This is a genomic window from uncultured Caulobacter sp. (genome assembly GCF_947036865.1).
GTDB lineage: Bacteria > Pseudomonadota > Alphaproteobacteria > Caulobacterales > Caulobacteraceae > Caulobacter.
The window spans coordinates 62,823-89,080 of record NZ_CAMQSF010000001.1; the positions used below are offsets into that span (position 1 = coordinate 62,823).

At 69.0% G+C, this 26,258-nt stretch carries 25 protein-coding genes and 3 pseudogenes; 12 read left to right on the forward strand and 16 right to left on the reverse strand.

Translation table 11 applies throughout. The features are described from left to right. Positions 1-70: 70 nt before the first annotated feature. Together Q0V34_RS00260 and purL are read left to right on the forward strand one after the other, a co-directional pair. A pseudogene (locus tag Q0V34_RS00260) lies at positions 71-274 on the forward strand (hypothetical protein); the annotation flags it as partial. A 113-nt stretch (positions 275-387) separates the two neighbouring features. Beyond that, on the forward strand, positions 388-2,595 hold the full coding sequence (gene purL / locus Q0V34_RS00265) for a phosphoribosylformylglycinamidine synthase subunit PurL (RefSeq protein WP_297506312.1): 2,208 nt from the start codon (positions 388-390) through the stop codon (positions 2,593-2,595). Positions 2,596-2,602: 7 nt separating this feature from the next. On the opposite strand, the gene Q0V34_RS00270 is transcribed toward purL, so the two are convergent. From Q0V34_RS00270 to Q0V34_RS00280, 3 genes are all read right to left on the reverse strand, one after another. After that, the gene (locus tag Q0V34_RS00270) at positions 2,603-3,616 is read right to left on the reverse strand and encodes a sensor histidine kinase (RefSeq protein WP_297506315.1); all 1,014 of its coding nucleotides are present in this window, start codon (positions 3,614-3,616) and stop codon (positions 2,603-2,605) included. A gap of 195 nt (positions 3,617-3,811) precedes the next feature. Next, positions 3,812-5,614: a PAS domain-containing hybrid sensor histidine kinase/response regulator gene (locus Q0V34_RS00275; RefSeq protein ID WP_297506317.1), complete on the reverse strand. Its 1,803-nt coding sequence runs from the start codon at positions 5,612-5,614 to the stop codon at positions 3,812-3,814. A gap of 125 nt (positions 5,615-5,739) precedes the next feature. Then, entirely contained in the window at positions 5,740-6,663 is a 924-nt protein-coding gene (locus Q0V34_RS00280) for a M20/M25/M40 family metallo-hydrolase (protein ID WP_297506319.1), read from the reverse strand. A gap of 146 nt (positions 6,664-6,809) precedes the next feature. On the opposite strand from Q0V34_RS00280, the gene Q0V34_RS00285 reads away from it, so the two are divergent. From Q0V34_RS00285 to Q0V34_RS00300, 4 genes are read left to right on the forward strand one after another with little or no spacing between them, the layout of a single operon-like run. Further along, positions 6,810-7,046 (forward strand): BolA family transcriptional regulator, encoded by a 237-nt coding sequence (locus tag Q0V34_RS00285; protein WP_297506321.1) that lies wholly within the window; start codon positions 6,810-6,812, stop codon positions 7,044-7,046. Positions 7,047-7,057: 11 nt separating this feature from the next. Beyond that, positions 7,058-7,945: a hypothetical protein gene (locus Q0V34_RS00290; RefSeq protein WP_297506323.1), complete on the forward strand. Its 888-nt coding sequence runs from the start codon at positions 7,058-7,060 to the stop codon at positions 7,943-7,945. Positions 7,946-7,995: 50 nt separating this feature from the next. Next, complete coding sequence (gene grxD / locus Q0V34_RS00295; protein WP_297506325.1) at positions 7,996-8,337, forward strand: Grx4 family monothiol glutaredoxin; 342 nt, start codon at positions 7,996-7,998, stop codon at positions 8,335-8,337. Continuing rightward, positions 8,334-8,750: a thioesterase family protein gene (locus Q0V34_RS00300; RefSeq protein WP_297506327.1), complete on the forward strand. Its 417-nt coding sequence runs from the start codon at positions 8,334-8,336 to the stop codon at positions 8,748-8,750. The genes grxD and Q0V34_RS00300 overlap by 4 nt, the downstream gene beginning before the upstream one ends. On the opposite strand, the gene Q0V34_RS00305 is transcribed toward Q0V34_RS00300, so the two are convergent. Beyond that, positions 8,734-9,078, reverse strand: a complete 345-nt coding sequence (locus Q0V34_RS00305; RefSeq protein WP_297506330.1) for a hypothetical protein — start codon at positions 9,076-9,078, stop codon at positions 8,734-8,736. The two genes, Q0V34_RS00300 and Q0V34_RS00305, sit on opposite strands and share 17 nt — an antisense overlap. Positions 9,079-9,190: 112 nt before the next feature. Between Q0V34_RS00305 and Q0V34_RS00310 the strand changes: the two genes are divergently transcribed. Beyond that, positions 9,191-10,330, forward strand: coding sequence for a serine hydrolase (locus tag Q0V34_RS00310; RefSeq protein ID WP_297506332.1), 1,140 nt, complete (start codon positions 9,191-9,193; stop codon positions 10,328-10,330). Between the two features lie 4 nt (positions 10,331-10,334). On the opposite strand, the gene htpX is transcribed toward Q0V34_RS00310, so the two are convergent. The 9 genes from htpX to Q0V34_RS00355 all read right to left on the reverse strand — a co-directional run bounded on the left by htpX (position 10,335) and on the right by Q0V34_RS00355 (position 18,161). After that, entirely contained in the window at positions 10,335-11,255 is a 921-nt protein-coding gene (htpX, locus tag Q0V34_RS00315) for a zinc metalloprotease HtpX (RefSeq protein ID WP_297506334.1), read from the reverse strand. A gap of 14 nt (positions 11,256-11,269) precedes the next feature. Next, entirely contained in the window at positions 11,270-11,581 is a 312-nt protein-coding gene (locus tag Q0V34_RS00320) for a zf-TFIIB domain-containing protein (RefSeq protein WP_297506336.1), read from the reverse strand. Positions 11,582-12,072: 491 nt separating this feature from the next. Next, entirely contained in the window at positions 12,073-12,690 is a 618-nt protein-coding gene (gene rpsD, locus Q0V34_RS00325; RefSeq protein ID WP_297506338.1) for a 30S ribosomal protein S4, read from the reverse strand. A 183-nt stretch (positions 12,691-12,873) separates the two neighbouring features. After that, entirely contained in the window at positions 12,874-13,254 is a 381-nt protein-coding gene (locus Q0V34_RS00330; protein WP_297506340.1) for a hypothetical protein, read from the reverse strand. Between the two features lie 74 nt (positions 13,255-13,328). Continuing rightward, complete coding sequence (gene fghA, locus Q0V34_RS00335; protein ID WP_297506342.1) at positions 13,329-14,177, reverse strand: S-formylglutathione hydrolase; 849 nt, start codon at positions 14,175-14,177, stop codon at positions 13,329-13,331. A gap of 134 nt (positions 14,178-14,311) precedes the next feature. After that, entirely contained in the window at positions 14,312-15,421 is a 1,110-nt protein-coding gene (locus tag Q0V34_RS00340) for an S-(hydroxymethyl)glutathione dehydrogenase/class III alcohol dehydrogenase (RefSeq protein ID WP_297506344.1), read from the reverse strand. A 67-nt stretch (positions 15,422-15,488) separates the two neighbouring features. Beyond that, a complete protein-coding gene (locus tag Q0V34_RS00345; RefSeq protein ID WP_297506346.1) occupies positions 15,489-16,766 on the reverse strand; it encodes a DUF1254 domain-containing protein in 1,278 nt (425 codons plus the stop codon). Between the two features lie 83 nt (positions 16,767-16,849). After that, positions 16,850-17,266, reverse strand: coding sequence for a host attachment protein (locus Q0V34_RS00350; RefSeq protein WP_297506348.1), 417 nt, complete (start codon positions 17,264-17,266; stop codon positions 16,850-16,852). 94 nt (positions 17,267-17,360) lie between these two features. Continuing rightward, a complete protein-coding gene (locus tag Q0V34_RS00355) occupies positions 17,361-18,161 on the reverse strand; it encodes an RNA methyltransferase (RefSeq protein WP_297506350.1) in 801 nt (266 codons plus the stop codon). 78 nt (positions 18,162-18,239) lie between these two features. Between Q0V34_RS00355 and Q0V34_RS00360 the strand changes: the two genes are divergently transcribed. Continuing rightward, on the forward strand, positions 18,240-19,235 hold the full coding sequence (locus Q0V34_RS00360) for a serine hydrolase (protein ID WP_297506352.1): 996 nt from the start codon (positions 18,240-18,242) through the stop codon (positions 19,233-19,235). A 6-nt stretch (positions 19,236-19,241) separates the two neighbouring features. Here Q0V34_RS00360 and Q0V34_RS00365 read toward each other — a convergent pair whose 3' ends face one another. Further along, positions 19,242-21,689, reverse strand: coding sequence for an ATP-binding protein (locus tag Q0V34_RS00365; RefSeq protein ID WP_297506966.1), 2,448 nt, complete (start codon positions 21,687-21,689; stop codon positions 19,242-19,244). Positions 21,690-21,944: 255 nt separating this feature from the next. Between Q0V34_RS00365 and Q0V34_RS00370 the strand changes: the two genes are divergently transcribed. Further along, complete coding sequence (locus Q0V34_RS00370; protein WP_297506354.1) at positions 21,945-23,156, forward strand: NADP-dependent isocitrate dehydrogenase; 1,212 nt, start codon at positions 21,945-21,947, stop codon at positions 23,154-23,156. A gap of 44 nt (positions 23,157-23,200) precedes the next feature. Here the strand turns inward: Q0V34_RS00370 and Q0V34_RS00375 are convergent. Then, a pseudogene (locus Q0V34_RS00375) lies at positions 23,201-23,290 on the reverse strand (hypothetical protein); the annotation flags it as partial. Here Q0V34_RS00375 and Q0V34_RS00380 point away from each other — a divergent pair. The 3 genes and pseudogenes from Q0V34_RS00380 to Q0V34_RS00390 all read left to right on the forward strand — a co-directional run. Beyond that, positions 23,248-23,345 (forward strand): annotated as a pseudogene (locus Q0V34_RS00380) (hypothetical protein); the annotation flags it as partial. The pseudogenes Q0V34_RS00375 and Q0V34_RS00380 overlap by 43 nt on opposite strands. Positions 23,346-23,484: 139 nt before the next feature. Beyond that, a complete protein-coding gene (locus Q0V34_RS00385) occupies positions 23,485-24,063 on the forward strand; it encodes a DUF2939 domain-containing protein (RefSeq protein WP_297506356.1) in 579 nt (192 codons plus the stop codon). A 19-nt stretch (positions 24,064-24,082) separates the two neighbouring features. After that, complete coding sequence (locus Q0V34_RS00390) at positions 24,083-25,018, forward strand: AEC family transporter (protein WP_297506968.1); 936 nt, start codon at positions 24,083-24,085, stop codon at positions 25,016-25,018. On the opposite strand, the gene Q0V34_RS00395 is transcribed toward Q0V34_RS00390, so the two are convergent. Then, positions 25,015-26,190, reverse strand: a complete 1,176-nt coding sequence (locus tag Q0V34_RS00395) for an alkaline phosphatase (RefSeq protein ID WP_297506358.1) — start codon at positions 26,188-26,190, stop codon at positions 25,015-25,017. The genes Q0V34_RS00390 and Q0V34_RS00395 overlap by 4 nt on opposite strands. Positions 26,191-26,258: the final 68 nt, after the last annotated feature.

Below are 26,258 nucleotides of genomic sequence, written 5' to 3' on the forward strand. Positions count from 1 at the left end.
ACCTTTTGTTTCCAAAGAACAAAAGGAAGGCGCCAGCGGAGCTTTCCGACACGCGCAGAGTTTAACCATCATGGCCGACTCCGAAGTTCGGTTTCCCGAAACCTATGTCAGCGGCGTGCCCGTCTGGGCGCGGCGGCGCAAGAAGTCGGCGGTTCATCCGCTGATCAGCACGGTCGTGGTCTTGCTGGCTCTGTTCGGGGCGGTCGTGATCGGAGTCTCGCTGCGCGCGGGCTCGGTCGCCAAGGGCGGCGCGGTGATCGACCAGTGGATCGCGACGGGCAAGGCCAAGCTGGATGAGGCCGCCGCCCAGGCGCGCGCCAGCCGGAAGCCCTGAGACCGACCGACGGCGGTGGCGGAATCCCCGCGACCGCGTTAGAAGGCGCGCCCATGAGCACGCCCCAAAAGCCCATGGCCGAACTGGCCGCCGAATTCGGCCTGAAACCCGCCGAGTATGATGTGGTCCTCAAGCGGCTGGGCCGCGAGCCCAACCTCGTGGAATTGGGCGTGTTCTCGGTCATGTGGTCCGAGCACTGCTCGTACAAGTCCTCGAAGAACCAGCTGAAGAAGTTCCCGATCAGCGGTCCGCGCGTGATCTGCGGTCCGGGCGAAAACGCCGGCGTCATCGATATCGGCGACGGCGACGCGATCATCTTCAAGATGGAGAGCCACAACCACCCCTCGTACATCGAGCCCTATCAGGGCGCGGCGACGGGCGTGGGCGGCATCATGCGCGACGTCTTCACGATGGGCGCGCGACCGATCGCGCTGCTGAACGCCCTGCGCTTCGGCGATCCGGAACATCCGAAGACCAAGCGCCTGGTGGACGGCGTGGTCGCCGGCATCGCCGGCTACGGCAACTGCGTGGGCGTGCCCACGGTCGCCGGCGAGACCAACTTCCACAAGGGCTACAACGGCAACATCCTGGTCAACGCCATGTGCGTGGGCCTGGCCAAGGCCGACGGCATCTTCTACTCGGCCGCCCCGGGGCCGGGCCTGGCGGTCGTCTATTTCGGCTCCAAGACCGGCCGCGACGGCATCCACGGCGCGACCATGTCCTCGGCCGAGTTCTCGGAGGACTCCGAGGAGAAGCGCCCCACCGTCCAGGTCGGCGACCCCTTCGCCGAGAAGCTGCTGATCGAGGCGACGCTGGAGCTGATGGCCACCGGCGCGGTCGCCGCCATCCAGGACATGGGCGCGGCGGGCCTGACCTCGTCGTCGGTCGAGATGGCCGGCAAGGGCGGCGTCGGCATCGAGCTGAACATGGACATGGTCCCGCAGCGCGAAGAAGGCATGACCGCCTACGAGATGATGCTGTCGGAAAGCCAGGAGCGGATGCTGGCGGTCCTGAAGCCCGGCCGGGAGCAGGAAGGCCACGCCATCTTCGAGAAGTGGGGCCTGGACGCCGCCGTCATCGGCTACACGACCGACACCGGCCGCCTGGTGCTCAAGCACCACGGCGAGACGGTCTGCGACGTGCCGCTGGCTCCGCTGTTCGACGACGCGCCGCTGTATGACCGTCCGTGGGTCCAGCCCAAGCTGGACGCCCGCCTCGACCCCGGCCAGGTCCCCGGTCCGACCGACTGGAACGCCGCGGTGCTGAAGATCGTCGGCTGCCCCGACATGGCCTCCAAGCGCTGGCTGTGGGAGCAGTACGACCGCCACGTGATGGCCGACACGCTGGAAGACAGCGCCACCGGCTGCGACGCGGGCATCGTCCGCATCCACGGCACGGGCAAGGCGATCGCCGTCACCAGCGACTGCACGCCGCGCTACGTCCAGGCCGACCCCTACGAAGGCGGCAAGCAGGCGGTCGCCGAGGCCTGGCGCAACCTGACGGCCGCCGGCGCCCTGCCGATCGCCATCACCGACAACCTGAACTTCGGCAGCCCCGAAAAGCCCGAGACCATGGGCCAGATCGTCCGCGCCACCGACGGCATGGCCGAGGCCTGCCGCGCGCTGGACTTCCCGGTCGTGTCGGGGAACGTCTCGCTCTACAACGAGACCAACGGCGTCGCCATTCCGCCGACCCCCACGGTCGGCGCCGTGGGCCTGCTGGAGGACTACGACCTGCGCACGGGCTTCGGCAACGTCGCCGAGGGCGACACGCTGGTGCTGATCGGCGAGACCCACGGCGAACTCGGCGCCTCGATCTATCTGCGCGAGATCCTGGGTCGCGAGGACGGCGCCCCGCCCCCGGTCGACCTGGCCGTCGAGAAGAAGAACGGCGATTTCGTGCGCGGCCTGATCGCCTCGGGCCTGGTGGCCGGGGTCCACGATCTTTCCGATGGCGGCCTGCTGGTCGCCGCGGCCGACGTGGCCCTGGCCAGCAAGGTCGGGATCACCCTGAACGCCACCAGCGCGGCCCACGCCCACCCCTATCTCTGCGGTGAGGACCAGGCCCGCTACCTGATCGCCACCCCCGATCCGGAGGCGGTGCTGGAGGCGGCGAAAGAAGTCGGCGTGCACGCGATCGTCGCGGGCGTCGCCGGCGGGGACGCCTTCGCCTCGCGGGATCTGTTCAGCATCCCGCTGGAGACGCTGCGCGCGGCGCACGAGGCCTGGCTCCCAGGCTACATGAACGCGCCGAGGGCCTGAGAGGGAACTAGGCGTCCAGCAGGGCCTCGGCCGCGGCGGACAGGCGCACCGTGAGCCCCTCGGGCGCGTAGTCGGTCTCAACGCCGCCAGCGCCGGTGAGGCCAAGGCCGACCAGTCGCGTCCCGAACCCCTTGCGCGTGGGCGGCGTCGCGGGCGGCCCGCCGCGCTCGCGCCATTCCACGGTCACGCGTCCGCCGTCGCGCGCCCAGCGCACCGTCACGTGCCCCTCCGGGCGGCTCAACGCGCCGTGCTTGATGGCGTTGGTGGTCAGTTCGTGAATGATCAGGGAGACGTTCTGGGCGATCGGCGCCTTCACCCGCAGGTGCGCCCCCTCGACCGTGAAGCGCGTCCGGTCGGCGACGCGCGACAGGGCGATTTCGATCAGCCCGCCCAGATCGGCGCCGCTCCAGTCCTGCTCCAGCAGAACGTCGTGGGCCGCGGCCAGCGCATGCAGGCGCTCCTCGAAGGTTTGGACCAGTTCCTTGTCGCGGCCGCGCCGCAAGGTCTGCTGCGCGATGGCCTGCACGAGGGCGAGCGTGTTCTTCAGGCGATGGGTGGTCTCGGCCATCAGCAAGGCGCGCCCCCGCTCGGCCAGCACCTGTTGGGTGGTTTCGATGGCGATGTCGAGGATGCCTTCGACGCGGTCGCCGTCCTTCACCGGGCTGTAGGAGAAGGTCCAGTAGGTGTCTTCCGGAAAGCCGTTCCTGGTCATCACCAGGTGCATGTTTTCCATATAGACCCGCTCGCCAGCCATGGCCTTGTCGAGCAGCGGCGCGATATCGGCCCAGACGTCGGCCCACACCTCATGGATCGGGCGTCCCAAGGCCCCGGGGTGCCGGGCGCCCAGGAACGGAATATAGGCCGCGTTGTAGATCAGTGTTTGCTCAGGTCCCCAGGTCGCGCAGGTGGCGAACTCGGTGCCCATCATGATGTCGTAGGTCGTCTTGAGCGCGAGCGGCCAACTATCCCTCGCACCAAGCGGCGTCGACGACCAATCAAACTCGTCTATGCTCTTGGGCACCTACGCTCCCCCACGCGGTGTTTGGGCTGGTCTCTAGCATGATGCCTCGCGGACGCGAAGGCGAGGCCGCGCGCTCAGGGGTCTCGAGCCCGACGGAGGCCGAGGTCGAAGCGGCATTCTCTAGCGCGCCAAGATTGAAGATGCGACTCTTGAAGCTGGAGACTGGGGGCGATCGACGCGAAGCGACCGCGCCGCTCAGACCGCGTGCGTCCGTCCCGACCAGCGCGCCACCGCCTCCAGCAGCTTCGTCGGGCTGATCGGCTTGCCGAGGTGATCATCCATGCCGGCGGCCAGGCAGTTGGCGATCTGCTCGGGCAGAACGTTGGCGGTCATGGCGATGATCGGCGTGGCCGCGCCCCGCGCGCCCTCCATGGCGCGGATCTCGCGCGTGGCGGTCAGGCCGTCCATCACGGGCATCTGCACGTCCATCAGGACGAGGTCGTAACCGCCCCGGCGCATCGCCTCGACGCCGGCGACGCCGTCATTGGCCGTCTCGACCTCGACGCCGAACGGCTCGAGCATGGTGCGGATCAGCTCGCGATTGACGGCGTTGTCCTCGACCAGCAGCAGCCGGACGCCGGCGTCGGCGTTCAGGGGCGGCGGGGCGTCGGTCTCGGGCGCCGCCAGTTCGGCCAGCGGGCCCCGCACCTCGAACCAGAAGGTCGAGCCCTGCCCCTCGACGCTGTCGACGCCGATCTTGCCGTCCATGCGTTCGATGATCCGGCGAGAGATGGCCAGGCCCAGCCCCGTGCCGCCGAACCGGCGCGACACCGCCGCGTCGGCCTGGGAGAAGCGATCGAAGATGTTGTCGCGATGCTCCGGCGCGATACCGATGCCGGTGTCCTTGACCTCGGCCCGCAGCACGGCCGCGTCGCCCTCGACCGTCTGGCTCAGCGAGACGGTGATGGACCCCTGCGCCGTGAACTTCACCGCGTTGGACAGGAAGTTCAGCAACACCTGCGACAGCCGGGGTCCGTCGAGGTTCATCGGCGCCAGGTCGGACGCCGCCTTGACCGCCACCACCAGCCCCTTGGCCGTGGCCCGTTCCTCGACCAGGGCCGCGCAGGACGAGGCCATCGCCGCCGGATCGAACGGCGCGGGGTCCAGCTCCAGCCCGCCGGCCTCCAGTCGCGAGAAGTCCAGCACGTCGTTGACGACGCTGAGCAGCGTGTTGCTGGCGTCCAGGATATGGCCGACCTGACGACCGGCGGTCGGCGACAGATCGCGCGAGCGCCGCAGCACCTCGGCGAAGCCGATGATCGCCGTCAGCGGCGTGCGCAGCTCGTGGGTCATGTTGGCCAGGAAATCGGACTTGGCGGCCGAGGCGGTTTCCGCCGCCTCCAGGGCCTTGGCGATATCCAGCTCCAGACGCTTGCGTTCGGTGATGTCGCGCGAGGTGGCCAGCAGGATCCCCGAGCCGTCGCCGAGCACCGAATAGGCGCTTTCCAGCCAGATCGAGGTTCCGTCCTTGCGGAAGCACTGGTAGTCGGCGCTCTGCGGCTCGCCGCCTGGCGTGAGGCTGGCGATGATCTTCTGCACGCGTTTGAAGTCGGCCTCGCTGACCATGGCGGTCGGCGGCAGGGCCATGAACTCCTCGTGCGAATAGCCGGTGATCCGCGTGATGCTGGGCGAGCTGTAGATCCGCTCGCCCTTCGGCGACCACAGCGCGACGTGGTCGGTCAGGTTGTCCCCCAGCAGGCGGTAGAGCCGGTCGGCCTCGCGATATTTGGCGACGGCGTCCTGGGCTTCCTCGACGGCGCGCCGCTGGGCGTCGAGGCTGGTGGTGAGGTCATCGCGCATTCGGTCCAGTCGAGCGCGTTGGAAGGTCAGCCAAGCCGCCAGCGGCGTGGCCACGACCAGGGCGATCACCAGGGTGGACAACGGCGTGTAGACCCGCGGATCGCGCAGGACGATGATGTGGACGACATAATCCGCGGCCATCGCCGCCACCGCGACGAACGCCACCGTCGCGGCGGTCTTGACGATCCAGTCTCGCAAAACGGCGGGGGTGATCGCGGCGCTCCGTCAGTTGGCTAAGATCGGGAAAGTCTTACGCACATATACGGTTTAAGTCAGCGACCCTGAGTTGCGCCAGGAAAGCGTTCTCGCTCGGCCCGATGCGTTCAGCGGCCGGAGGCCTTGGCGATCGCGTCGAGGTCGCGTTCGAAGGCCAAGCTGGCTTGCGTCACCGTCGCCACCGACCGCTTGAAGAACGCTTGCGGCACGGTCGCGAAGTCGTCTGTCGGCTTGTGGTACTCGGGGTGATCCTCGACGCCGAAATAGACCCAGGGCACGCCTTTTTCGCCGAAGGCGTAGTGGTCGGACTGGTTGGTCCAGTTGTTCTGCTTGCCGTCGGCGTCGGTGTCGTGACCCAGCTTCAACGTGACCTTGGCCTTGGCGGCCACCTTGGTCAGGATGGGCTTCAGATAGGGGAACGGGGCGGTTCCGGCGGCGTAGAGCTCGTTCTTGGCGTTCTTGCTCAGCATGTCGAAGTTTACGTCCAGCGCGATGCTGGCCAGGGGAACCGGCGGCGCGGCCGCGAAGGCGCGCGCGCCCTGCAGACCGGCTTCCTCGGCGTCGACCACCGCGAAGATCACGTCGTGCTTCGGCGGATGGGCCTTGAAGGCCTCGGCCACGGCCAGAAGGCCCGCCACGCCAGAGGCGTTGTCGTCCGCGCCGTTGTAGATCTCTCCGCCCTGGACGCCCAGGTGGTCGTAGTGGGCCGAGACCACCATCGCCTTGCCGCCTTGGGTCCCCTTGATGCGCCCGATCAGATTGACGGCCGGGATGGTCGCGCCGTTGCGCCGCTTGACGGTGAACGGCTGCTCGAACGTCTCGCCGATCGGCTTGAGGCCGATCTCCGCGAACCGCGACAGAATATAGGCCCGCGCCTTTTCGGAGCCCGGCGTCCCGGGAAACCGCCCCTGCATGTCGTCGGCCGACAGGATGCGGACGTCGTCGAGGGCCTTGTCCCCGGGCCCAGCGAGGGCGGACGAGGCGGCGGCGGAGAGGATCGCGGCGGCGATCAGCGCGGAAAGGCGAGTCATGGCGCCTACATGCCGTGCGCGCCGGGGCGAATTCAATTAAATCTGTCTCGCCAGACCGTGGACCCTTTTGACCAACGCTGTCAGCGTGCGTCTGTTCTTAAGGATTCGCGGCGACACAAAACCCTTCAAGGATCGGAGCCGTCCCCGTGCCCATGTCCCACGCCGAGCTCGAAGCGCGTCTGACCGCCGCCTTCCCCGATTCCGAGATCGTGTTGACCGATCTGGCCGGCGACAACGACCACTGGAAGGCGCGGATCGTCTCGCCCGCCTTCAAGGGCCTGCCGCGCGTTCGCCAGCACCAGCTGGTCAACAAGGCCTTGGCCGACGTGCTGGGCGGGACATTGCATGCCCTGGCGCTCGAAACCGCGCCGCCGGCGGACTAGGAGTTCAAGGCGTGCGCTACCGTCCCTTCGGACTATCGGGCATGGCGGTTTCGGCGCTCACCCTGCGCCTGGCCGATACGTCGCGCCTGAAGGCCGGCGACTGGCGCGCCCTGGTCTTCACGGCGCTGGAGAGCGGGATCAACAGCTTCCAGGTCGAGGGCGACGCCCCCGAGCTTCTGCGCGGCGCCGGCGAGGCCTTCGCCTCGGTCGAGCGCCGGCTGCTGTTCATCACGTGGCGCGCGCGGGGCGACGGCGCCACGCTGAGCGATCTCACCGTCGATGTGCAGTTGCGCGCGGCCCTGGACGGGCTGTCGCTCGACTATCTGGACCTCGTTCTGATCAACGATCCGCTGCAGCCGGCTCTGCCGCTGGACTTCGAGGTCCGGTTTGGCGAGCTCTACCAGCGCCGCGTGGCGCGCGGGCTCGGCGTCGCCAGCCGCGGCGATATCGACCCGCGCCTTCTGACCAACGGCCTGGTGACCGCCGTCTCCTCGCCGTTCAACCTGTCGTCGGGCTGGGCCGAGCGGAACCGCATCCGCGGCGCCGCCCAGGCCAACCTCGCGGTGATCGGCGAGGACTTCTGGCCCCAGGCCCTGCGCGAGGGCGGCGAGGCGGCGCAGAGACCCTCCCTCTGGCGGCGGCGCACCGATCCCCTGGCCGACATCGGCGGCTACGAATTCCTGCACGCCACCCCGGGCTGGACCGGCGAGGAGATCTGCCTCGGCTACGCCCTGACCGAACCGTCCCTGGCCACGGTGCGCATCACCGCCGACACGCGCGCCGAGGTCGAGCGGCTCGCCGCCGTGGTCGAGCGCGACCTGCCCAACGGCGTCTGCGCCCAGATCGAAATGGCCCGCTTCTCGGCCCAGGAGCGCGAGAAGGCCGCCGGCCGCTCTTGACCCTCGCGCCGGGGGCGCCTAGCTGAGACCTTGGACTTCAGGACCGCCCCATGACCGACGTCGCCGCCTCCCCCGCCCTCGACTTCATCGCCAAGACCGTGGCCGAGCATCCGGTCGTGGTGTTCATGAAGGGCGTGCCCGACCAGCCGCGCTGCGGCTTCTCGTCGGTCGTCGTGCAGATCCTCGACCACCTCGGCGTCGAGTTCGTCGGCGTCGACGTCCTGCAGGACGACGACCTGCGCCAGGGTATCAAGACCTTCACCGACTGGCCGACCATTCCGCAGCTCTACGTCAAGGGCGAGTTCCTGGGCGGCAGCGACATCGTCCGCGAGATGTTCCAGTCGGGCGAACTGAAGACCCTCTTCGTCGAGCAGGGCCTCATCGCGGCGTGAGGCTGTTCGAGCCTCCGGCCGACGCCTATTCCGTTCGCTTCGCGCCGAAATCCTCGGACATCGACGCCAATGGCCACGTGAACAACGTGGTCTATCTGGCCTGGATTCAGGACCTGGCCATCGCCCACTGGGAAGCCAGGGCGACGCCGGAGCAGCGCGCGCCGTGGACCTGGGTGTGCCGTCGGCACGAGGTCGACTACCGCCGCGAGCTCCTGCTGGGCGAGACCGCGACCGGCTACACCTGGGTCGGCGAGCTGAAGGGCCCGCGCTTCGAACGCTACGCCCGTATCGACGGCCCCGACGGGGAGATGTGCGCCCAGAGCCGCACCGACTGGGTGCTGATCGACATCGCCGCCAAGCGCCCCGCGCGGGTGCTGCCCTGGATGGTCGAACGGTTCACGCCGAAGGGATGACCGGATTGGCGATGACGATCCGATCGGCGCGCGTCAGGCCTAGCTCGTCGTAGCTGAACACCAGGTCCGCCGCGCTTTCGGCGCCCTTGCAGATCTCCAGCCGCCGCCGGGCGAAGGCGACCACCGCGTGGCCCGCCGCGCGGTCCACCCGAAAGACGAAGTCAGCCTTCGCCGCGCAGCCCCTGGACCTGACGCGCACCGTCAGACCGCTCGCGCCCGCCCGCGCCGCCAACAGCGTTTCGAGCAATGGCCAGCGATCCGCCGGGGCGGCGGTCAGGCCGACAGGCGTGGTCGCGCAGCCGGCCAGGGACGCCGCCGCTCCGGCCAACAAGAAACCTCTGCGTGAGACGCTGACGCTCATCGACCTCTGTACGAACCACCCGACTTCGGAGGAAGATCACCCATGGCTGGCGCGATGACCAGCCGTTGGGGAGATCGTCGTGCGTCTTCGTTCCGTGTGCCTCGCCGCGGCCCTCGCCATCGCCGCCGCCGCGCCCGCTTGGGCTGCCCCCAGCTACCAGAAACTGGACGGCGAGATCGAGCGGCTGCGGCTGGCGGGCAAGATCCCGGGGGTCGCGGTCGCCGTGGTCGAGAACGGCAAGCTCGTCCATGTCGTCGCCAAGGGCGTCCGCAACGCCCAGGGCGATCCGCTGACGACGGACACGATCATGTACGCCGCCTCGATCTCGAAGGCCGCGTTCGCCTACTATGTCCTGATGCTGGTCGACGAGGGGCGGATCGACCTCGACACGCCGATCTCGGCCTATCTGCCCAAGCCCCTGCCCGACTATCCGCGATACGCCGACCTGGGCGTCGACGAGCGCTGGAAGACGATCACGCCCCGCCGGCTGTTGACCCATACCTCGGGCCTGGCCGACCAGCGCTTCTACGAAGCCGACAACAGGTTTCGCTTCAAGCTCGAGCCCGGAAGCCGATACGCCTATTCAAACGAGGGCATAAACCTACTGCAGTTCGTCATCGAGGAGGGTCTGGGCCTCAAGGTCGGCGACGAGATGGATCGGCGGCTTTTCCAGCCCCTGGGCATGACCCGTTCCAGCATGATCTGGCGCGAGGACTTCAAGGTGAACCTGGCCGACGGACAGCGGGCCGATGGCCAGTGGGTGGCGCACGACGACCGCTCCCATGTCCGCGCCGCCGGCTCGCTGGACACCACGATCGCCGACCTGGGCAAGCTGGCCGCCGCCCTGGTCTCGGGCTGGGGCCTGTCGGCCAAGGCGCGAGCCGAGCTGGACAGGCCAGCGTTTCCGATCGTCAGCCGCCACCAGTTCCCACCATTCCTGATCCGCGACAATCCCGGGAACGCCAGGATCGGCCTGGGCGCGGGGATAGGCGTGGTGGTCTATGACGGGCCGCGGGGCCATGCCTTCTACAAGGGCGGCCACAACGACATCACCGACAACCAGATGGTCTGCGTCGAGCGCGGCAGGCGCTGCGTCGTCGTCCTGACCAACAGCGGCGTCGGCCAGCGGATCATCCCGCCGATCGTCAAGGCGGCGCTGGGCGACACCGGCCAGCCCTGGGGCTGGGAATACAACCCGATCTTGCCGGTCTCGCCCTAGATCGTCAGCCCCAGGGGCCCGCGCCCGGAGAGGTCGAGACCCGCGCCGGTCGCCTGGCGGCCGTCCCCTGCCCCACGCCCAGGCGCATCAGGGCCTCGACGCGGTTGTGGGTCGCCGGGTGGGTCGAGAACAGGCTGTCGGCGCCCTTGCCGTTCAGCGGGTTGATGATGAACATGTGGGCCGTGGCGGGATTGCGCTCGGCCTCGTAGTTGACGTAGCCGCCCCGCGCATAGGCCTCGATCTTCTCCAGGGCGCGGGCCAGGGCGGCGGGGTCGCCGCCGATCGCCGCGCCGATCCGGTCGGCCTCGTACTCGCGGGCGCGGCTGATGGCCATCTGCACCAGCATGGCCGCGATCGGGGCCAGGATGGCGATGGCGATCGCGCCGATGACGCCGCCCCGATCGTTCTCGTCCCGCGAGCCGCCGAAGAAGAACGCGAAATTGGCCAGGGCCGAGATGGCGCCGGCGATGGTCGCCGTCACCGTCATGGTCAGGGTGTCGCGGTTCTTCACATGGGCCAGCTCGTGGGCCATCACGCCGCGGATCTCGTCGCGGGTCAGCAGGCGCAGCAGGCCCGTCGTGGCGGCGACCGCCGCGTGGGCCGGGTCGCGACCCGTGGCGAAGGCGTTGGGCTGGTCGCTGTCGATGATGGTCACGCGCGGACGCGGCAGGCCGGCCTTGGCCGCCATCTCCACGACGTCGGTCACGTAGTGGCGGATCAGCGGCTCGGGATGGCTCTCGTCGACCTCCTGAGCCCCATAGCTCCGCAGCACGATCTTGTCGGCGTTCCAATACGAAAAGGCGTTCAGGCCCAGGGCGAACACCAGGGCGATCAGCATGCCGGTCGGGCCGCCGATCAGGTAGCCCGCGCCCATGAACAGGGCCGTCAGGCCCGCCAGCAGGATGTAGGTCTTGAGGTGGTTCATCGTCTTGATCGGGGTTAGTCGAAGATGTCGAACAGATCGAAGCGCTTCTTCTTGGCGTGGCCGTACTGGCCATGCCGGCGATAACGGTCGTCGTCATCGTCGTCGTCGAAGCGCCGGTGGCTGTCGGCGTGGTGATCGGGGCGGCTGTAGGGGGTGGGCGTCCTGTAGGTCGCCTGTAGCTCCTCGCGCTCGAACGCCATCAGCTTTTCCAGCTCGCCGCGATCCAGCCAGACGCCGCGGCAGCGCGGGCACATGTCGAACTCGACGCCGGCGCGCTGCACGGCCTGCATCGAACCCTCGCAGTTGGGGCACATCAGAAGGGGCATGGTCTCGGACCTCCGGATCCAAAAAGTGGATCGGGTGTCCTCGATGTCGGCGGCGCCTTGGGGAGAGGGGGGCTTTAAGGCGGCCGGACCCGGTTACATCGAGAACACCCGATGCGGTCCGACATCACGAGCGCTTGCGTCGCTCGCCAGAGGGGCCCGGTCCCGCATGACTAAGCTGGGATCATCGCGTCGGGCTTTCAAGGGAGATCCATCCCTTAAGGATCTAGAACAACAGGCTGTTTAGAGTTGGGTGTTGACGGGCTCCCGCGCCGTCCTCGCCCTTCGACAGGCTCAGGGTGAGGACGACCGTCGGCCCCGCGGGCGCAAAATCCTCATCCTGAGCCTGTCGAAGCATGTCCTCGGGCCGGCGCCGCCGGACCTGGGGGGACGAGGATTTCCATCCGGACCCGCGCCACACTCGGCGTGAACACAGCCAAACAAAAAGGCCCCGGATCGCTCCGGGGCCTTTCCGTATCGGTTCGGTTCGACGCTTACGAAGCGTAGAATTCGACGACCAGGTTCGGTTCCATCTTCACCGGATACGGAACTTCCGACAGTTCCGGAGCGCGGACGAAGGTGGCCGACAGGGCCTTGGTGTCGACCGTGACGTATTCGCAGAAGTCGCGCTCGTTCGAGGCGACCGACTCCAGGACCAGAGCCATGTTGCGCGACTTTTCGCGGACCTGGATCACGTCGCCGGCCTTGCAGCGGTACGACGGGATGTTCACGCGCTTGCCGTTCACGGTCACGTGGCCGTGGTTGACGAACTGGCGGGCGGCGAACGGGGTCGGCACGAACTTGGCGCGATAGACGATGGCGTCCAGGCGCGATTCCAGCAGGCCGATCAGGTTTTCCGAGGTGTTGCCCTTGCGGCGGGCGGCTTCCTCGTAGGTGCGCGAGAATTGCTTCTCGGTCAGGTTACCGTAGTAGCCCTTCAGCTTTTGCTTGGCGCGCAGCTGCAGACCGAAGTCCGAAACCTTGCTCTTGCGGCGCTGGCCGTGCTGGCCGGGACCGTACGAGCGCGAGTTGACCGGGGACTTCGGACGGCCCCACAGGTTTTCACCCATGCGGCGGTCGATCTTGTACTTGGCGCTATGGCGCTTCGACATAGTCGTTCTTTCTAACGATCCGGGCCGGCTCCCCTCGAGAGAGGCGCGATTTCAACGGCGGCTTCGGGTCAATCCGTCATAAGGTCATCGCGCCGCGCGGCGAGCCGGCAGCGTGAAGGCGCGGTTTATGGGGGAAGGCGGGCGGGGAGTCAATCGTCCCCGCCCCGGCCCGCCGCGAAAGGCTCAGGGCCGAACGAGCGGGTTGCGCACGCGGATCTGGCCGCCGCGCTGGACGCCGAAGTCGTCCAGCCGATAGCGCAGCTCGACGCCCTCGGCGACCAGGGCCCGGCAGTTGTCGGGACGCTTGCGGATGAAGCTGAAGGCGGTGAGGCCATCGCGACGCTGGCTCTCGACCGAGAAGTCCTCCTGCCGGGTGCAGCCATTGGACGAGACGCGGATCACCAGATCGCCGCCATCCACCCGCGCGCCCAGCACGCGCTCCAGGCTGTCGGAGACGCCGCGTGTCTGGGCGTAGTCGTGATGAACGTCGTCGGCGTCGATGATGACGCAGGCCGAGGTGCTCAGGCCCAGGGCGATCACGGCGGCGAGCGATGCGAGTTTCATGATGGATTTCCCCTCCGATTGGTGAGCTTGACCGTGAGAGGAACCGCCTGAACCCAGGATGAATTACGGAATATTCACAACCGGGCGGCGTGAAACGCCAGGTGATCGCCGATGAAGGTCGTGATGAAGAAGTAGCTGTGGTCGTAGCCCGCCTGCCGCCGCACCGTGACCTTGCGGCCGGCCTTGGCGGCGGCCGCTTCGATCAGCTCGGGCTTAAGCTGGGTTTCCAGGAAGCTGTCGGCCAGGCCCTGGTCGATCAGGATGTCGTCGAACGCCGCGCCGGCGCCATCCTCGATCAGGGCGCAGGCGTCGTGGGCCCGCCAGGCGGCGCGGTCGGGGCCGAGATAGGCGCTCATCGCCTTGTCGCCCCACGGGCAGTTGAGCGGCGAGACGATCGGCGCGAAGGCGCTGACCGACTTGAAGAGCTCCGGGTTGCGCAGGGCGATCGTCAGCGCGCCGTGGCCGCCCATCGAGTGGCCGAAGATCCCGCGCCGCGCCGAGTCCAGCGGGAAGGCGCCGTCGACGGCCTCCAGCAGGTCCTTGGTCACATAGGAATACATCTTGAAATGCGGCGCCCACGGGGCCTGGGTGGCGTCGACATAGAAGCCCGCCCCCTGCCCCAGGTCGTAGGCCGGATCGTCGGCCACGCCTTCCCCGCGCGGCGAGGTGTCCGGCGCGACGATCGCGATCCCGTGCTTGGCGGCGTGTTCGTAGACGCCCGACTTCACCGTGAAATTGTCCTCGGTGCAGGTCAGGCCCGACAGCCAGACGAGGTACGGGAACGGGCCCTCGCCATCTTGGCTATATTTGGCCGGCGTCCACACCGTGAACTTCATCGGCGTGCCGGTGCTCGTGCTGTCATGGCGGCAGTAGCGAAGGGTTCCGCCGTGCACGCGGTGGGTGGCGAAGGTTTCGAGGGTCATTCGCAATCTCCTCCCCTCCCCCTTGCGGGGAGGGGTTGGGGGTGGGGGTGTCAGCGCCGCCATCGCCGAGCCAACACCCCCAATCCGACCGCTTCGCGGCCACCTTTCCCCGCAAGGGGGAAAGGAACTCTGTCCTAGAACGTCACCACGGTCCGGATGCTCTCGCCGGCGTGCATCAGGTCAAACGCCTTGTTGATCTCTTCCAGCGGCAGGACGTGGGTGATCATCGGGTCGATCTGGATCTTCCCGTCCATATACCAGTCGACGATCTTGGGCGTGTCGGTGCGGCCGCGCGCGCCGCCGAAGGCGGTGCCCTTCCAGACGCGACCGGTGACCAGCTGGAACGGACGGGTGGCGATCTCCTTGCCCGCCTCGGCCACGCCGATGATGATGCTTTCGCCCCAGCCGCGGTGGCAGGCCTCCAGCGCCGTGCGCATGACGCCGGTGTTGCCGGTGGCGTCGAAGGTGTAGTCGGCGCCGCCGTCGGTCAGGGCCACCAGGTGCGCGACGAGATCGCCCTGCACGTCGTTCGGATTGACGAAGTGGGTCATGCCGAACTTGCGGCCCCATTCCTCTCGCGCCGGGTTCAGATCAACGCCAACGATCATGTTGGCGCCGACCAGCTTCAGGCCCTGGATGACGTTGAGGCCGATGCCGCCCAGACCGAAGACGATGCAATTGGCGCCCGGCTCGACCTTGGCGGTGTTGGTCACCGCGCCCACGCCCGTGGTCACGCCGCAACCGCAGTAGCAGGCGGTCTTGAACGGCGCGTCCTTGCGGATCTTGGCCACGGCGATCTCGGGCAGCACCGTATAGTTCGAGAAGGTCGAGCAGCCCATGTAGTGGGCGATGGCCTGGCCCTTGTACGAGAAACGGCTCGTCCCATCCGGCATCAGCCCCTTGCCCTGGGTGGCGCGGATGGCCGTGCAGAGGTTAGTCTTGCCCGACAGGCAGCTTTTGCACTGGCGGCATTCGGGCGTGTAGAGCGGGATCACGTGGTCGCCGACGGCCACGGACGTCACGCCCGCCCCGACCTCGACCACCACGCCCGCGCCCTCGTGGCCCAGGATCGACGGGAAGATGCCTTCGCTGTCGAGACCGTCCAGCGTATAGGCGTCTGTGTGGCAGACGCCGGTCGCCTTGATCTCGACCATCACCTCGCCCGCCTTGGGACCTTCCAGGTCGACCTCGACGATCTCCAGCGGCTTCTTGGCATCGAAGGCGACGGCGGCGCGGGTCTTCATCGGGAGGTCTCCTGGGTGGCGAGTCGGCGCGACTTTGCCGCCCCGGACGGCGCGGGTCGAGCCCCGATCAGACCTTGACGATCGCCGGGAAGCGGAAGCGGCCGTCCAGCAGTTCGGCCCGGGGCAGATAGGCGCGCAGGGTCATCGAGAACGGTCCGGCCTTGGGCGCGGGCAGCCAGTTGGCGGTGCGCTCGCCGCCCGGATCGGCGCGGCCGATCCAGATGTCCAGCGCGCCGTCGGCGTTGCGCTTCAGGCCCGGCGTCCGGTCGCCGACCGCGTAGCGCCTCAGCGGATTGTCGGTGAAGAAATACTGGCCGTCGGCCGTGGCCTCGTACATCGACAGCGACCAGAACCCGTCCAGCGGCAGCTTCGCCGGCAGGGTCAGGCGATAGAGGCCGTCGCCGGTGAAGGTCCCCGCCCCATCGTCGCCCGCCGCCTTCATGTACATGGCCTCGGCCACCGGCAGAGCGCCCAACCCCTGCAACGCGACGATGGCGCGGTAGATGTAGTCCTGGCCGTAGTCGCCGAGATTGGGGCGCGGATAGGCCCAGCCGTTGATGAACGTCTGGCGGCCCTTGGCGAAGACGGTGATCAGCTTGGCCTCGTCGACCCCGTCGGCGGCGGCGGCGTCGTTATAGGGCCCGGCGCCCAGGAAGGCGCTGACGCGGCGCAGGATCCTGGTGTCGGTCGACGGGGCCGGATCGCTGGCCAGCAGCGCGCGCGCCGTGGCGAAATAGTCGGCCGGCTTGGCGTCGCGGGTGGCGTAGGCGGCGACGGGTCCGCCGGCGGGACCGACCAGCTTGAAGCCGTCCTGGGCCTTGTGCGCCGCGTCCAGATCGGCCCCGCCGTCGGTGAGGGTGCGCAGCAGCAGCCAGGCGTGCGGGGTGGCGATCCGGGTCGGGTTGGGTCCGGTCGAGGCCTGGCCCGGCCCGACCAGGGTGAAGGTCCCGCCCTCCCCGCCGACGGTGCGCGCGCCCAACACCACATTGTTGTTGGTGAACATGTCCATGACCGCCACCGAGTAGTAGCGGGCGCCGAGGGCCGGGATGGTCAGGGTCAGCGGTCCCTGGGTCAGGTCCAGGAAGGCCGCCGAATAGAGGGTGTCGTTGTTCGGCGTGGTGACCCAGCGGGCGGTGTGGTCCGACAGCGTCCGCGTGTGGGTCAGGCGGTTGACCGCCGCGCCGGGCGCCTTGAGCAGCCGCGCCCGGCTGGTGGCCATCTCGATCAGCGGCAGGGCATAGAGATAGGCGTCGCGCGCCGCCGTGGCGTCGCCCTCGGCGGCGCGGGCCAAGGCGGGCGAAAGTCCCAACGCGCCGGCCAGCGCCAGCAGTTCCCGACGGTTCATGCCGCCCTCCCCAACATCTGTTTGAGCGGCAGTTGAACGCGGGATCGGCGGCGGCGCAAGAGCCGCCGCCGCCCGGCTCGAAACTAGGCCGCGCGCGCCAGACGCGCCACGTGGACCACGTGTTCGAGCGTGATGATCGTCGCGTCGACCCGCTCGTGCGCGTCGGAGCCGACGACCTTGCGGGCGACCGCGGGCGACAGGGCCTCGCGCAGGTGGCCCAGGGCGCGCGGCGGCGCGATCAGGATCACCTGGTCGATGGCGTTGCGGCCGACCAGCGGGTCGAGCCGCTTGGCCAGGTCGCGCAGAAACGCCTTTTCCGCCCGGTCATGGATGTCACCGGCGTGGGTGATGTGGCTGGGCGGCGCGTGGTCGTGATGCTCCTTCAGGTCGGGCAGCCACTCGGGTCGGTCGTGCAGCGGCCCGTCCAGCCGGGGCTGCTCCAGCAGCCGGGCGCGGCGTCCGTCGGCGACCACGACCAAAGTTCTCGCGTCGGGGGTCATGAAAAGCTCCTTGGCTTGACCATGCCGGGGAGCCTGCGCCCGCGCCGTCCGGACGCGGATGATCAAGGTCAAATCCGCCGGCCGCCGCGCGTCCTTAAGGAGCCTCGTCCTTCGCCTTGCCCGCCGCCTTTTGAGCCAGCTTGGCCAGCACCCGGCCGCGCCCCTTGCTGAGCGCCGTGATCACGCCGCGGAAGGTGCGCACCTCCTGGTCGGTCAGCCGCGCGCGGGCCAGCGGGACCCGCAGATTGCGGACCATCGAGGGCTTCTTTTCCGGCGGATGATAGAAGCCGGCCTTCTCCAGCTCGTCCTCGAGGTGCTCGTAGAGGCCGAGCATGGCGGCCTGGTCGGCGGGCTCCTCGACGTTCAGTTCGAACCGTTTCCAGGGCCGGTCGTCCTGGGTCATCTTCCATTCGTAGGCGTTGATCGACACCGCCTGGGCCAGGTTCAGCGAGCGGAAGCGCTCGTCGATCGGGATCGACACGATGGCCTGGCACAGGGCGATGTCGTCGGTCTCCAGCCCCGCCCGCTCGCCGCCGAACAGCAGGCCGACCTTGCGGCCCTGGGCGACCTCGTCGGCGAGGCGCCCGGCGCTTTCACGCGGGGTGTAGACCGGCAGGCGCGTCTCGCGCGGTCGGGCCGTGGTGGCGTAGACCAGCTTCAGGTCGGCGATCGCCGCCTCCAGCGTGTCGAAGACCTTGGCGTCGTCCAGCGGCCAGTGGGCGCCGGAGGCGCTGGCCCAGGCGCGCTCCTGCGGCCAGCCGTCGCGTGGCCGCACCAGGCGCAGCTCCGACAGGCCGAAATTGGCCATCACCCGCGCGACCGAGCCGATGTTCTCGGCCAACTGGGGCTCGTTGAGGATGACGCACGGCGGGACAGGCTTGAAGTCTTCGGTCATCCACCCCCTTTGCCGCCGTCGACGGTCCCGACGCAAGAGGCCAGCGCAGCCAAGCCGCGACGGCCGCGTTTAGCCGGCATGTCGCGCCGCGCCGTCCTGACCGCCCTCCTCGCCCTGCCCCTGCTCGCGGCCTGCCGCGAAAAACCCATGCTCGGGCAGGAGGAGCCGGCCATCGACCCCAAGGCGCTGCAGACGCGGATCGCCGCGCTCGCCGCCCGCGCCGCGCCGGCCCGGCTGGGCGTCGGCGTACAGGACCTGGGCACGCGGCAGCTCTGGGCGTTCGAGGGGGACACGCCGTTCCCGCTGGGCGGGGCCGCCAGCATCCCGATCCTGGCGGCGGTCATGGCCGAGACCGAGGCCGGTCGCCTGCCGCCCGCGGAGATCATCACCGTCCGCGACGTCGACCTGTCGCCGCCGCCCAGCGCCGTGGCCGACGCCTGGCCCGCCCGACGAACCTGGAGCGTCGCCGAGCTGGAGACCCTGGCGCGCGGCGGGGACAACACGGCGCTGGACCTTCTGACCCGCCGGATCGAAGGCCCGGGCGGCGTCACAGGCTGGCTGGACGTCAAGCAGATCCGCAATGTCAGCGTCGACCGCTACCGACGCCAGATCGCTACGGACTCGCGCGGCCTGGCCTCGTTCCGCGCGGACTGGAAAGGCGAAAGCGCCTGGCGCGCGGCCGTCAACAGGGTTCCCGCCGACCAACGCGCGCGCGCCGCTCGGGCGCGGCGCGGCGACCCGCGCGATACGGCCACGCCCGTGGGCATGATCCGCCTGATGGACGCCTTCATCAATCGCGAGCTGGTCGCCAAGCCCGATCCGAGCCGGCTGCTCGGCGACGACCCGGGCTATCTGGCGGCCGCCCTGCCCGAGGGCGCGCGGATCATTCAATCGGCCGGGACGCCGCCCCCGGACCTGGGGATCTTTCCCACCAGCCACGCGGTCGCCTTCGTCGAACTGAAGGGCGGCCGCCGGATCGCCTTCGTCGTCTTCCTGACCGCCTCCAGCGCCGATATCGCCGCGCGCCAGGCCCTGATCGCCGACGTCGGGCGCGCGGTGCTACAGGAGTTCTGAACCTGCTCAGCCCATCGAAGGCACGGGATCGGTTCGCCGCACCCGCGCGAGCGCTTCCAGGAGCGCGCCCGGATGCAGCGGCTTGGCCAGGTGCAGGTCCGCGCCGGCGGCTTCGGCGGCGGCCACATGCTCGCCCATCGCGTTGGCCGTCAGCATGATCACCAGCACGCGCGGCGCGCCCGAGGCCGCCTCGCGAGCGCGGATCGCGCGCGTCGCCGAAAGGCCGTCCATCACCGGCATCTGCATGTCCATCAGCACCGCGTCGAACCGGCCGTTCTCCATCGCCTCCAGCGCCGCCGCGCCGTCCTCGACCATGACGAGGTCGACGCCGAACGGCCGCAGGACGATCTCCACGACCTTGCGGTTGGTCGGGTGATCCTCGGCCACCAGCACGCGCAGCCCGTCCAGGGCGATTTCCCGCGCGTCCTCGGCCTCGACCTTGGCCGCCGCGGCGCAGCGCGGCAGAGGCAAGCGCACCTCGAAGCGCGCGCCCTCGCCCGGCGTGGCGTCCGCGTCGATCGAGCCGCCCATCATCTCGGCCAGGGCCGCGCAGATCGACAGCCCCAGGCCCGTGCCGCCGAACTGACGGGTGATCGACTGGTCGGCCTGGACGAAGCGCTTGAAAAGGCGCTCGCGCACGGCTTGATCGAAGCCGACGCCCGTGTCGCGGACCACGAACCGAAGCTCGCCGCCCATTTGGTCGACCTCCAGCGAGACCTCGCCCCGCGCCGTGAACTTGACGGCGTTGGCGAGCAGGTTCGAGAGGATCTGGCTGATCCGTCCGGCGTCGCCCTCGTAGGTCCCTTCGGCGTCGCGGCTGACCGACCAGCGCAGGGTCAGTCGCTTGGCCTCGGCGGCGGCGGCGTGCAGTTCGGCCATGCCTCGCACCAGCTGGGTCAGATCGAACGGCGCCGGGGCCAGCTGGAACTTGCCCGCCTCGATCTTGGAGACGTCGAGGATGTCGCCCAGGACCTGCTCGAGCAGCCGGCCCGAGGAGGTCACCAGCGCGGCCAGTTCGCGGCGCGCCTCCGGATCTTCCTCTTCGGCCAGGCGGTCGCCGATGGCGATCACGCCGTTCAACGGAGTCCGCAGCTCGTGCGACATGTTCGCCAGGAATACCGACTTGGCCTGGTTGGCGCGCTCCAGTTCGGCGGTGCGCTCGGCGACGCGATCCTCCAGAGAGCGACGAAGTTCCTCGTTCCGCTCGCGCTGGCGGCGCAGGGCGCGGGCCAGGGAGCCGATCTCGTCGGCGCGCGCCTCGAACGGCGCCGCCGCGGCCGGATCCCCCTGCGCCTGGGCCTCGGCCAGGGCCTCCAGCGGCGCCGCCACCATCTGGTTGGTCATCCGGTAGAGCAGCAGCACCTGCAGGGCCACGCCGATGAAGCCGAACAGCAGCACCCAGGACGCGGTCTTCAGCGACGACCAGATGATGTCGCCGGCCGGGAAGATCATCAGGAACCACCAGCCGGGCTCGACCAGGCGACCGTAGGCGATCAGTCGATCGCCGCGCGGCGACAGCACCGCCCCGACGGGGCGCTTCTCCGCCCGGACGCGCTCGACCAGCCGCTTCAGGTCGTTGTCCTTCTCGAACCCGCGCAGTTCGGCCTGATCCACGACGCCGTTGCGGGCCATGCCCTGAGCGGCGATCAGTTCGCCATCGTCGGCCACGATCATGTTGCGACCGCCCGGCAAGGCGTCCGCCACCGCGCGCAGCAGGTAGCTGTCCAGCGACAGGCTGGTGCCGAACGCGCCCATGAACTGGCCCTTGTGGTAGAAGGGCGTCATGCAGGCGGCGTTCAGGCCTCGCCCGCTGGGGTCGGAGATCAGCCGCCGCAGCTTGGTGCACCGCATGACCCGGTCCGGATTGTTCTCCGGCAGGGTCAGCTGCGTCATCTCCTCGTGCTGGATATCCAGGTTGGGCGGCGCCAGCTGGCGATAGTATTTCAACCGATCCGGCCGTCGCGGGCCGAACATGACCAGACGGCTCTGGGGCGTGAAGAAGTAGAAGTTGTCGTAGTGCCGAATCTCGGCCTCGCCCGTTCCGGCCACGACGTCGGCGGCGGCGACGAACAGGGCCTGATCGCGCAAGCTCAGAGTTTCGGCCCGCGGCAGATAGGCGCCGACGCCATAGACATAGCTGTCGCCGATCCGCGTCCCGTCGAACAGTTCAGGGGCCGAACGCCGCGTGCCGTCGCCCTTTTCGGGAAACAGGCGCTCGAACTGGGCGTGGACGCGCTCGTCCGCCACGCCCATCGCCAAACGCCGGGTCAGGGCCTCGCTCGCGGCGTCGTGAACCTTGACGAGGTCCGAAAACAGGCGGTCCTCGGTCTTGACCCGCTCGCCGACATATTCGGCCAGATGACGGGTCTGGGTGTCGGCGGCGCTCTTGCGCACGAACACGAAGGCGGCGGCCGTGGCGACGCCGGTCACGGCGATCGACAGGATCGCCACCATCGTCAGCAGGCGCCGCGCGAGGGGTGCGCTGACTCCGGCGATCGCTCCAGAACTCGTATCCAAACCCGCTCCCTGGTCCGCGCGCCCGGACCGCTACTCGAAAGACAAGTACGAAAAGCGAAGTTACGGGCGAGGTCCAACCGTGCGGCTTTTCCCTCGCGACGCAACAGTCTATAGCCTCCGTGACCGCGCCGCTTCCTGGCCCTGTGCGCCAGATCGCCACAGGCGCGCCACCGCCAGAGGAACAGCCCCGCAATGGCCAAGATCAAAGTCGCCAATCCCGTCGTCGACATGGACGGGGACGAAATGACCCGGATCATCTGGAAGCTCATCAAGGACAAGCTGATCTTCCCGTACCTTGATCTGGAACTCGACTACTACGACCTCTCGGTTGAAAACCGCGACGCCACCGACGACCAGGTGACCATCGACGCGGCCAACGCGACCAAGAAGCACGGCGTCGCCGTCAAGTGCGCCACCATCACGCCGGACGAAGCCCGCGTGAAGGAATTCAATCTGAAGAAGATGTGGAAGTCGCCGAACGGCACGATCCGCAACATCCTGGGCGGCGTGATCTTCCGCGAGCCGATCATCTGCCAGAACGTGCCGCGCCTGGTGCCGGGCTGGACCCAGCCGATCATCGTCGGCCGCCACGCCTTCGGCGACCAGTATCGCGCCACCGACTTCCTGTTCCCGGGCAAGGGCACGCTGTCGATCAAGTTCGTCGGCGAGGACGGTCAGACGATCGAGCACGAAGTGTTCCAGGCCCCGTCCTCGGGCGTCGCCATGGCGATGTACAACCTGGATGAGTCGATCCGCGACTTCGCCCACGCCTCGTTCGCCTACGGCCTGAACCGCGGCTATCCGGTCTATCTCTCGACGAAGAACACGATCCTCAAGGCCTATGACGGCCGCTTCAAGGACATCTTCCAGGAGATCTACGACGCCGAATACGCCGAGGCCTTCAAGGCCAAGGGCATCCACTACGAGCACCGCCTGATCGACGACATGGTCGCCTCGGCGCTGAAGTGGTCGGGCGGCTATGTCTGGGCCTGCAAGAACTACGACGGTGACGTGCAGTCGGACATCGTCGCCCAGGGCTTCGGCTCGCTGGGCCTGATGACCTCGGTGCTGATGACGCCGGACGGCAAGACGGTGGAAGCCGAGGCCGCCCACGGCACCGTCACCCGCCACTACCGCCAGCACCAGAAGGGCGAGAGCACCTCGACCAACTCGATCGCCTCGATCTTCGCCTGGACGCGTGGCCTGGCCCACCGCGCCAAGCTGGACGACAACGCCGAGCTGGCCACCTTCGCCGCCACCCTGGAAAAGGTCTGCATCGACACCGTCGAGGCCGGCTACATGACCAAGGATCTGGCCTTGCTGGTCGGCGACAAGCAAGGCTGGCTGACCACCGAAGGCTTCCTCGACAAGATCGACGAGAACCTGAAGAAGGCCATGGCCTGAGCTCGAAGGCTCCCGTGACACGAAACGCCCCGGATCCGTCCGGGGCGTTTTTGTTTTGGCGGCCTCGGCGTTGAATGTTGATGGCCTCTTCGGAGCCGTCCTCGCCCTTCGACAGGCTCAGGGTGAGGACGAGTGTCGGCCTCGCGGGTGCGAAATCCTCAGCCTGAGCTTGTCGAAGGACGAGGATTTCATCCGCCCCCCTCCACGCTCAGCGTGAACACGGTTTTTTTGGCCCCTCGCCGGCCGCGCGGGATCGCGGCGCGCGCGAGCGGCCTTGCGGCGGATGGCGATAGCTGGTCTATCGCCGTTAACCACTCGGGGAGCCGGCATGACCCTGCAGAAGCGGATCTGGGACCTGATCGTGCTGGCGATCTTCGTGTTCGCCGCCACCTTCGCCTCCGCGCCGTGGTTCGCCTTTCGCGCGCTGAAGGCGGCCGCCCAGTACGAGGACGTCCAGGCGATCGGCGAACTGGTCGACTTTCCGGCCGTGCGCCGCAGCCTGACCGCTCAGCTCGTGACCGACGCGCCCGCCGCCGCGCCCGAGCCGCCGTCGATCTGGCGCGACCCGCTCAGCGTGTTCAAGAAGGCCATCGAGCCGATCGCCCCGCCCGAGCCCAAGGTCGACCGCTACCTGACGGTCGCCGGCGTCTCGGCCCTGACGCGCGGCTATCCGCCCGGCAAGGCGCCGCCCGCCTCCGCCCGCGACGCCTCGGCCGCCGGCCAGCTGAAGGACGCCGTCAAGGGTCCCTTCCCGTCCATCGCCTACTGGGATCCCAACCGCGTCCGCATCGCCGTCAAGCGGCCGGACGGCAGCGGCAAGATCACGATCTTCACCTTCGAGCGTCGGGCGCTGTTCACCTGGAAGCTGGTGCATATCCGCCTGCCCGGCGACGAGCGGCAGGGCTGATTTCCCACTCGTGTTGGCGCTGGTTATCGATGTCCTCGGCCGGGTATGGCCGTTCTTTCTGCTGGTCGGCGCGGGCCTGGCGCTGAGCCGCCTGCGGCTGCTGGACGCGGCCCAGACGCGAGGGCTGTCAGCCTATGTCTATTGGGTGGGCTTTCCGGCCCTCTTGATCCATTCGCTGTCGCGGCTGGGGCGGCCGGAGCCGGCGCTGTTGCTGGGCCTGCTAACCTATGCCCTCATCGGTCTGGCGGTGATGGCCGCCGTGGTCGCGGCTGGCCGGCCGCTGGGCTGGAGCAAGGCCGAGCGGGCCGGGGCGGGCATGGCCGCCGGGGTCGGCAACAGCGCCTTCCTGGCCCTGCCGATCACCGCCGCGGTGCTGGGGGCCGAGACCGCGCGCCTGGTCGCGGGCGTCGTGGCCGCCGACTTCGTGGTGATGGCGGCCGCGGGCGTCGGCCTGCTGGGCTGGGCCGCGGGCCGATCGGTCGGGCGCTCGATATCCCAGGCGTTTCGCAACCCCGTGGTCGCCGCCGCCCTGGCGGGCCTGGCCATGGGCTTGCTCGATCTCGCCCTGCCGGAACCGCTGGACCGCGCGCTGGGCATGGCGGCCGCGTCCGGCAGTCCGGTCGGCCTGGTGGCGCTGGGCGCGGCGCTGGGCCTTCGCGAGACCGAGGGCGAGACCGCCCCCGCCCTCGCCCCGATCCTGCTGGCGGCGCTGGCCAAGCTGATCGTCTTCCCGCTGCTGGTGTGGATCGGCGTTGGCCTGACCCCGGCGCCCGCCGCCTTCCGCGCCGGCGCGACCCTGCTCGCCGCCGCCCCGACCGCGGTGAACGTCTTCATCCAGACCCGCGCCTATGGCGTATGGCCCAGAGGCGCCGCGCGCGCGGTGGCCGTGACGACGGCGGCGGCGGCCGTCACCTTGGCCGCCATCGCCTTGCTTCTGCGGCAGCCGCCCGTTTAAGGCTTCGGCGTCCAGCCGTAGGCGCGCATCATCAACCCGAACAGCGCCGTGTTCGGCATGAAGCCGCGCACCTGCTCGGCGCCCGGCCCCTGGGCGGCGATCAGCACCTCCTCGCCCTCGTGATCGTCGAGCACGTTGAGCAGGGTGTTGGCCTCGGGCTTCGGGTTGGCCTTGGCCGCCTCGGCGTACTGGTCGGCGAACGGGCGCGCGCGGTCGCCGCCGATCATCCGAAGGGCGAAGCTGTGGTCCGCGGTGAACAGGATCAGGGTGTCCTTGCCGACCTTGCCGCTGACGTGGCGGATCAGGGCGTCCATCTCGATCGCGTGGCGCAGGCCCTTCAGCGGATCGTCGGTGTGCATGTCCCACTCGACCATCAGGAAATAGCCCTTGGGATTGCGCGACAGGCTGGCGATGGCCGCGTCGACCGCCGGCTGCGGCGCGTAGTCGTCGTCGCGCAGGATGGCCGCGCGGCGCGTGGTCGGCTTGATCTCGGCGGGGTCGGAGCCGAACAGGTAGCCGGCCTTGGCGAAGGCGTCAGCCGGACGGGTCCCGGCGCGGGCGAACACCGCCTCGGCGTCCTTCAGGCCCTTGCCCATCAGGATGTCGGGACCGTCGCCGAAGCGCGGGGCCAGCATCTGGCGGAAGATCTCGTCCTTGTTCGAGCGGGCGGCGACGTGGGCGAAGGTGGCGGCCGGGGTCGCGTCCCAGATCGGCATGTTGGTGATCGCGCCGGTCGAGAGGCCGCGCTCCTCGGCGTATTCCAGGATGGTCTTGACCGGCGTGAGCGCGTCGCCCTGGCCCGGAACGACCGACAACATCGCGTTGCGCGTCTTGGCGCCGGTGACGATCGCCGTCATGCCGGCCGCCGAGTCCGTGACCCAGCGGTTCAGCGACGAGGTCTCGGACAGGCCGATATGCGGCATCGCCTGGATGTACAGCGACAGCGGCCGATCATTGGCATAGGCGCCCGCCGCGTTCAGCGTGGGGATGCCGCCGGCGTCGCCGAGGAACAGGATCACGTTGCGGGCGTGGACGGGCGCCGGCTTGGCCTTGGGCGCCGCGCTCGCGGCGTCGGCGGCGACGCCCAGCGACAGGGTCGCCATGGCCGAAAGGCCCAGCATCGTCCAACGCCGCGCCACACGTCCCAGCGCCTTGGCCATCACCCGCTTCATCGTCTCGCCTCGCGATTCCGGCGACGCCGCGTCGCCCGGTCGCCGCCTTAGGCGCTGTCGATGACAGT